Annotated in this window: 6 protein-coding genes and 1 pseudogene; 1 reads left to right on the top strand and 6 read right to left on the bottom strand. The window is 55.6% G+C overall.

The genetic code is table 11. The features are described from left to right. From holA to VAE48_RS13235, 4 genes are all read right to left on the bottom strand, one after another. The coding region (gene holA / locus VAE48_RS13250; protein ID WP_322793808.1) for a DNA polymerase III subunit delta at positions 1–826 on the bottom strand (826 nt) is incomplete at its 3' end. Positions 827–837: 11 nt separating this feature from the next. Continuing rightward, on the bottom strand, positions 838–1,338 hold the full coding sequence (locus VAE48_RS13245) for a DUF6391 domain-containing protein (protein ID WP_322793807.1): 501 nt from the start codon (positions 1,336–1,338) through the stop codon (positions 838–840). Between the two features lie 16 nt (positions 1,339–1,354). After that, positions 1,355–2,077 (bottom strand): PmeII family type II restriction endonuclease, encoded by a 723-nt coding sequence (locus tag VAE48_RS13240; protein ID WP_322793806.1) that lies wholly within the window; start codon positions 2,075–2,077, stop codon positions 1,355–1,357. Then, positions 2,070–2,951 carry a site-specific DNA-methyltransferase gene (locus VAE48_RS13235; RefSeq protein WP_322793805.1) on the bottom strand — a complete coding sequence of 294 codons (882 nt, stop codon included), beginning with the start codon at positions 2,949–2,951 and terminating at the stop codon, positions 2,070–2,072. The genes VAE48_RS13240 and VAE48_RS13235 overlap by 8 nt, the downstream gene beginning before the upstream one ends. Positions 2,952–3,054: 103 nt before the next feature. On the opposite strand from VAE48_RS13235, the gene VAE48_RS13230 reads away from it, so the two are divergent. Then, positions 3,055–4,020 carry an endonuclease/exonuclease/phosphatase family protein gene (locus tag VAE48_RS13230; protein ID WP_322793804.1) on the top strand — a complete coding sequence of 322 codons (966 nt, stop codon included), beginning with the start codon at positions 3,055–3,057 and terminating at the stop codon, positions 4,018–4,020. A 9-nt stretch (positions 4,021–4,029) separates the two neighbouring features. Here VAE48_RS13230 and VAE48_RS13225 read toward each other — a convergent pair whose 3' ends face one another. Further along, positions 4,030–4,704 (bottom strand): HAD family hydrolase, encoded by a 675-nt coding sequence (locus tag VAE48_RS13225; protein WP_322793803.1) that lies wholly within the window; start codon positions 4,702–4,704, stop codon positions 4,030–4,032. Positions 4,705–4,706: 2 nt separating this feature from the next. After that, positions 4,707–5,654, bottom strand: a pseudogene (locus VAE48_RS13220) (hypothetical protein); the annotation flags it as partial.

The raw sequence follows: 5,654 nt of genomic DNA, 5'->3' as shown, positions 1-5,654 counted from the left end.
CCTGCTCGATGGCCTCGCGGGTCAGAATCAACAGCCGGTACTGGCGGATAATCATTCCAAACAGGCGGGCGGGGTCTTCCTGCTCCAACAGCACCACCAGTTGTTTCAGGGCGGTACGCGCCTCGCCAGCCGCAATGGCATCTACCATTTTGAATACATCGGCCTGACCGCCGGAGGCGGCTGCTTCCTGCACATCCTCCACATCCACCGCCCGGCTGAAGTTGACATAGGTCAGCAGCTTGCGGATTTCCTGCACGGCGATGCCGGTATCGTTGCCGGTCAGGGCAGCCAGCTCAGCAGCCGCGCGCGGGGTGAACTGACCGCCTTCCTGTTTGGCGCGGCGTAAAATCCAATCAGTCATCTCGTGCGGGCGCGGCAGGCGCAGTTCGCGCACCGTAACCCGACTGCCGGCAGTCCTTGCCCAATCCAACAGCAGTCTTCCGCGTTTCTTGTCATCCATGATCTCCCAGCCTTTGCTGGAGCCCTGATGGGTATCGGGCACAATCAGCACCAGGCGGGTGGTCGGCGGCAGGCCTTCCAGCAGGCGGATCAACCGCTGACAGGCTTCGGGGCGGTTGAAGCGTACAAATGGGTTGCGCAGGATGACCAGACGCTTTTCGGTCAAAAAAGGGAGCGCGTAGGCTGCCGCTTGAATCTGATCCTCTGTGATGGCGCGGTTTTCCAGATCGAACCGGCTCAGGTTGAGGTCGGCCAGCGCCGGGTCACCGCCGGCAGCGGCTTCCAGTTGAACGGCGGCTTCGGCGATTGCATGAAAATCGTCACCGTACAGCAGGATGACCTGAGCGTCAGCGGCGGATGGCTGCATTTCGAATTCCGTCAGGAGCGTGTGTGCACGCGATACAGCGGAATACCGCGCCGTTCAAAGCGGTCAATTCCAACCACATGCAGGCCGTTCAAACGGGCGTCGGTGGTGGCAACCGCCTGCAGCCACGGCCCCAGCGATCGGCTGAGGATGAGACTGAGGGTGACCAGCACGGCTGCCAGCGGCAGACGTTCCCAGCGGCTGCGGTTGGAACTGCCGGTTCCCAGCATGGCGAGGAAGGCAGCCAGCGCCGCAACCAGTCCGCTGGCGGCAAAATTGGTGCCGCAATTGGGATGAATGGCCAGGTAGGCTTCGCCCTGATTGAGGCGGGTTTCAGCCTGATGGATGGCTTCCTGGAGGTCGTCAAAATCCACCTTGCCGATGATCCAGAATCCGAGCGAATCGGAGTAACCTGCCAGACGCAGGCGCGGGTTCTGTGCGCCCAAAATTTGCAGGGTGGCATGTTCAAGGGCGTGGTTGCGGCGGATGTGAGAGGGGAGGATGGGTATGGGCATGGGTTTCACCTGTAAATTATAGACTTTCCTTTCCAGAGTTGATTTTGACGAGTTTTTCCCAGTCGATCTTTCCGTCCAGTGAAAATTGATTCGCAAATTCGATTGTAAATTGGTTCAGGATGCGATCATATTCCTGATAAAACTCGTCATTTTTCTGTTTTGCCTGCCAGCCAAGCGGCTCAATCAGATCAATATATAAACGGGTGTTGCCGGAGATAAATTCCCAAAATGCCTGACCACACAATTTCAAATAATCCCCTTTGTCAGGGTTGGCATCTTTTCCATAACAGCATCCGTTGACGGCTTGAATATGAATGCCCGGATTGTTCGACCGCAAAATTCTTTGGGCTTTCTTGAAATTCTCGACCATCTTCTTGACCTGACTGCTGTTTCCCCAATTTGGACCGGACTTGATGGAAACCAGATAATGAGTGCCATCTTTGCTGAACTCCAGGTCAATTCCCTCGGCCGAAGATTTACGGCCTTGATAGGTTTGGCTGCAAACAAATACCGCAAGGTTTTCTAAAAACTCTCCAAAAATGGTTTCTTCTTGTGAAGACAGGTGAGCATCCAGTAAATGTTTTACTAATTCATGAAATGTGTTGATGTTTTTTGCTCGAAATAAATATGGATTTTTTCGCTTCAAAATTTGAATCAGTTTTAATTTTCTCAGGCTTTCTGCCCGCCGTTCGTGAAATTGATTGATATGACTCTGGATGTAATCTCTGATTTCATTCATTTGAAGCGGCATTGTAGGATTCCTTTTCTTCTAACAGGGTTAGTTGAAGAGCAGGCATCTCATATTCCAGTGGGATCGTGGATTGTGCCAGATGGTAATATTCCGGCAAAATCTCAATACCGATGGCATTCCTTCCCATTCGTTGTGCAACACGGATCGTTGTACCCGAACCCATAAATGGATCGAGAACCCAATCTCCACTTTGGGTGAACAGTTTGATAAACCATTCCGGTAATGGTTCTGGAAAGACTGCGCTGTGATTGCGATTGCGCGTTTCGGTCGCCATATGCAGCACATTGGTCGGATATGCTTTTTCGCGGCCGATCCAATTGGCAATTCGTTTGCCGAAGCCGCTACCCACACGGGATGGATCGCGCACCTGATCGGTGGCGCTAAGATTGCGCAGCCGTTTATCTGCCCAATTACCCATGGGCACCATCACCGCTTCCTGAAACATTTTGAATTTGCGGGTCTTGTTGAATTGCAGCAAACGTTCCCAGGCATCACGGAAACGATTGGGCCATTTGCCCGGGTAGGAATTTTTTTTATGCCAGATAAATTCTTCTGTCCACAACCAGCCTTGCTTTCGCATTTCAAGGATTAACTCAATGACGTAGGTATGCCGTTCACCGTTAACTACTTTTTCTTTGATGTTGAGGATGAATGTGCCGTCCGGTTTGAGTACCCGTAAAAGTTCTGCTGAAATGGGTAAAAACCATTCCACATACTCCTCTGGCCGGATTCCGCCATAAGTGTTTTTGCGACTGTCTGCATACGGCGGTGAGGTAAAAATGAGGTCTATGGAATTGTCCGGCAGGTGTTTTAATTCTGTACGGCAATCGCCCAGTATCAATTTTGCAGTAACGCTGCTCATCGTACGCCCTTTTTCCACTGCTATTTATAACACGTTCTGCGTGGCTTGCAGGTAAAATGATAACAGAAATTGGTTTACCGGTTATGCAGAGAGGCGGTGAAAAATGCTGGTCAAAATTGGCAGCTTCAACCTGAACAACCTGTTTTCACGCTTCAACTTCAAGGGGCGCATCGAAGCCATCCTCGCCGGTGATACCGGCCTGAGTGTGACCTACACCTTTGACAACCCAGAGGAATACGCCATCCGTTCCTTCATGGGGCGGTTGGTTAAAGAGAAAGACGAAGCAGCCACCGCCCTGATCGCCCGCCGCATTCTGGAAATGGATGTGGATGTGCTGGCCGTGCAGGAAGTGGAAGACCTGCCGGCATTGCAGCATTTCAACCGCACCTGGCTGAAAGGTTTGTACCCGTTTCAGGCGCTGGTGGAGGGTAATGACCCGCGCCTGATTGATGTGGGTGTTTTGAGCAAACTGCCGATTGGCGCGCTGACCTCGTGGCGTTTTGCTTCCCACCCTGCTGAACCGGATTCGCCCATCTTCAGCCGTGACCTGCTGGAGGTCGAGATTCTCGACCCGCGGCGGCGAAAACGGCTGTTCACGCTGTTCAATACGCACCTGAAAAGCCAGTATGTTGCTCCGAATGAAAACCCAATCACCGGCAAACAACGCGCTGACCTGACCCGCCGCCGTCAGGCGGAAGTGACCGAACGTGTTTTGCTCGAACGCACCCGCCCCAACAGTGCCTTTGTGCTGCTGGGGGATATGAACGACTCGCCCGAATCGGACTGCCTGGCGCCCTTTGTACAGAGCCGCGCGCTGGAACTGGTCAACGGGCTGACCACTGCGCGGGAAACCCGCCCGCCGCGCCGCGACAACCCGCCGCCCCCCAGCCCGCTGTGGACGCACCGCTACAAAGCCAGCGGCCAGCCAGCGCGCTATGAGCTGTTCGACCAGATCTGGCTCAGCCAGAAGCTGGCTTTGCGCCAGACGGCGGCCTGGATTGGCCGGCGGGAAAAACTGGGCGGGGATGGCAGCGACCATGACCCGGTTTGGGTGGTGCTGGATGTTTGAAAATACCGCCTAATCCTCCAGCGGCTCCAGTACTGCGCTCAACTGGGCGGTGCTTTCCAGAATCAAGTCGGCACCCGCGCGGCGCAGTTCTTTTTCTCTGCCGAAGCCACATAACACCCCCACTGTTTGCGCACCAGCTGCTTTTCCGGCGCGGATGTCCACCACCGTGTCGCCGACCATCAGACAGTTGGCCGGACTGACCCCCATCTGCCCGGCTGCCCAAAGCACCGGATGCGGCAGGGGTTTGGTGTGCGCACAGGTCAAGGCGGTGGCAATCGCCCTGAAATGCCCGCTCAGGTTGAATTGATCTAAAAAGGACAGGGTGGCTTTTTCCCCCCGCGCGCTGACCACTGCCAACGGGTAGTGTTCTTTCAAGCGGGCGAGCAGGTCGTCCACCCCTTCAATCAGCGTGAAAGGACCGCTCCCCTCGTTTTGATGGCGGAAGAGCCAGTCAACCAGCCGTGCGGCCTCATCATCCAGATGCAGGCGGTCGAGGATTTCATACAGCCAGTTGGCCGGCGATTCCATGCCCATGATCAACCAGCGCGCCAGCCGCCGGTGTTGAGGCAGCCGCAGCGGGCGCAAGAAACCCGCCAGCCGCTCAACCCAGCGGTCGTCTGTGTCGCTCAGCGTGCCGTCCACATCGAAGCAAATTGCCTGAATGCGTGCCAGATCGAGAGGCATTTTTACCAGCCGGAGGGTTTGAGCAGCGGGATATCGGCTTGGCGCGGGACAATCAGCCACAGGGTTTGATTGCTGCGCTGCTGGAAGAAAACCACTCCATCGCCAGTTTCCTGCCAGAGCGAGCCGCGCTGCAAATCCTGCTGATCGGCTTCTCCCCAGCGCAGACGGGCGTAGGCGGTGAATGCCTGACGGAATTCACCCGCGTCGCGTTCGCTTTCCCATTCGCTGAGCAGTGCCATGACCGGTTGACGGGCGGTTTCATCCCAAAACACGGCGTAGGCATCGCCGCCCCAGCCGGCTGCCGCCTGACGCGCCAGTTCATCGGCAATCCGCCAGTTTTCCTGTACGCCATGCGCCAGGATCAGGTAGGTGTACCATTCCCCCATCACACCGCGGTCCAATTCGCTCAGCGGGCGGTTGAGCAGGCCGGTGAACTGCGGCAGGCTGAGGGTTACCGGCCGGTCGTCCGGATATTTTTCGGGATGCAAAATCATCTCGGTTGAAACGGGAGGATTGGCAAAGGCTGCGTCAATGGCGTTGTATCCGTCCTCCTGGAAGAGGGTCAGCACAAAGTCCACCCCTTCGCGGTAGGGGAAGGCAAAATCTTCCCGCAGGAAGGAGGGCGCGGAATCCAGCACCGGGCTGGAGTAGTTGGCGTAAAAAGCCTCAATATCGCGGCGGTCCTGCGCCGTACCGTGCTGGTAAAGCCAGTACTGCTCGGTCAGGCTGGCATCCCCTTCAATGAGCGCCTGAACTGCGGCGCAGTACTCGCTGTCTTCCTTGCAGGAATCGGGGTTGATTTTGAGACCTTCACGCAGGTTGTAATGCTGGTCTTGCAGGGCGTGGGTAAATTCATGCGCATAGGTAGAACGCTCCATGCCGCCAAAAGTACCCCCCTGCACCACATACATCTCTTTGGTTTCGCTGTCGTAAAAACCGGCTACCTGTTC

It is taken from the genome of Bellilinea sp. (assembly GCF_034432615.1).
Taxonomy (GTDB): domain Bacteria; phylum Chloroflexota; class Anaerolineae; order Anaerolineales; family Anaerolineaceae; genus Bellilinea.
This window is presented reverse-complemented; position numbering and strand designations above follow the sequence as displayed.

Excerpts from the sequence above, each read along its gene's own strand:
- VAE48_RS13225 (WP_322793803.1), bottom strand. The coding sequence starts at position 4,704 with ATGCCTCTCGATCTGGCACGCATTCAGGCAATTTGCTTCGATGTGGAC.
- VAE48_RS13235 (WP_322793805.1), bottom strand. The coding sequence starts at position 2,951 with ATGAGCAGCGTTACTGCAAAATTGATACTGGGCGATTGCCGTACAGAA.
- VAE48_RS13230 (WP_322793804.1), top strand. The coding sequence starts at position 3,055 with ATGCTGGTCAAAATTGGCAGCTTCAACCTGAACAACCTGTTTTCACGC.
- VAE48_RS13245 (WP_322793807.1), bottom strand. The coding sequence starts at position 1,338 with ATGCCCATACCCATCCTCCCCTCTCACATCCGCCGCAACCACGCCCTT.
- VAE48_RS13240 (WP_322793806.1), bottom strand. The coding sequence starts at position 2,077 with ATGAATGAAATCAGAGATTACATCCAGAGTCATATCAATCAATTTCAC.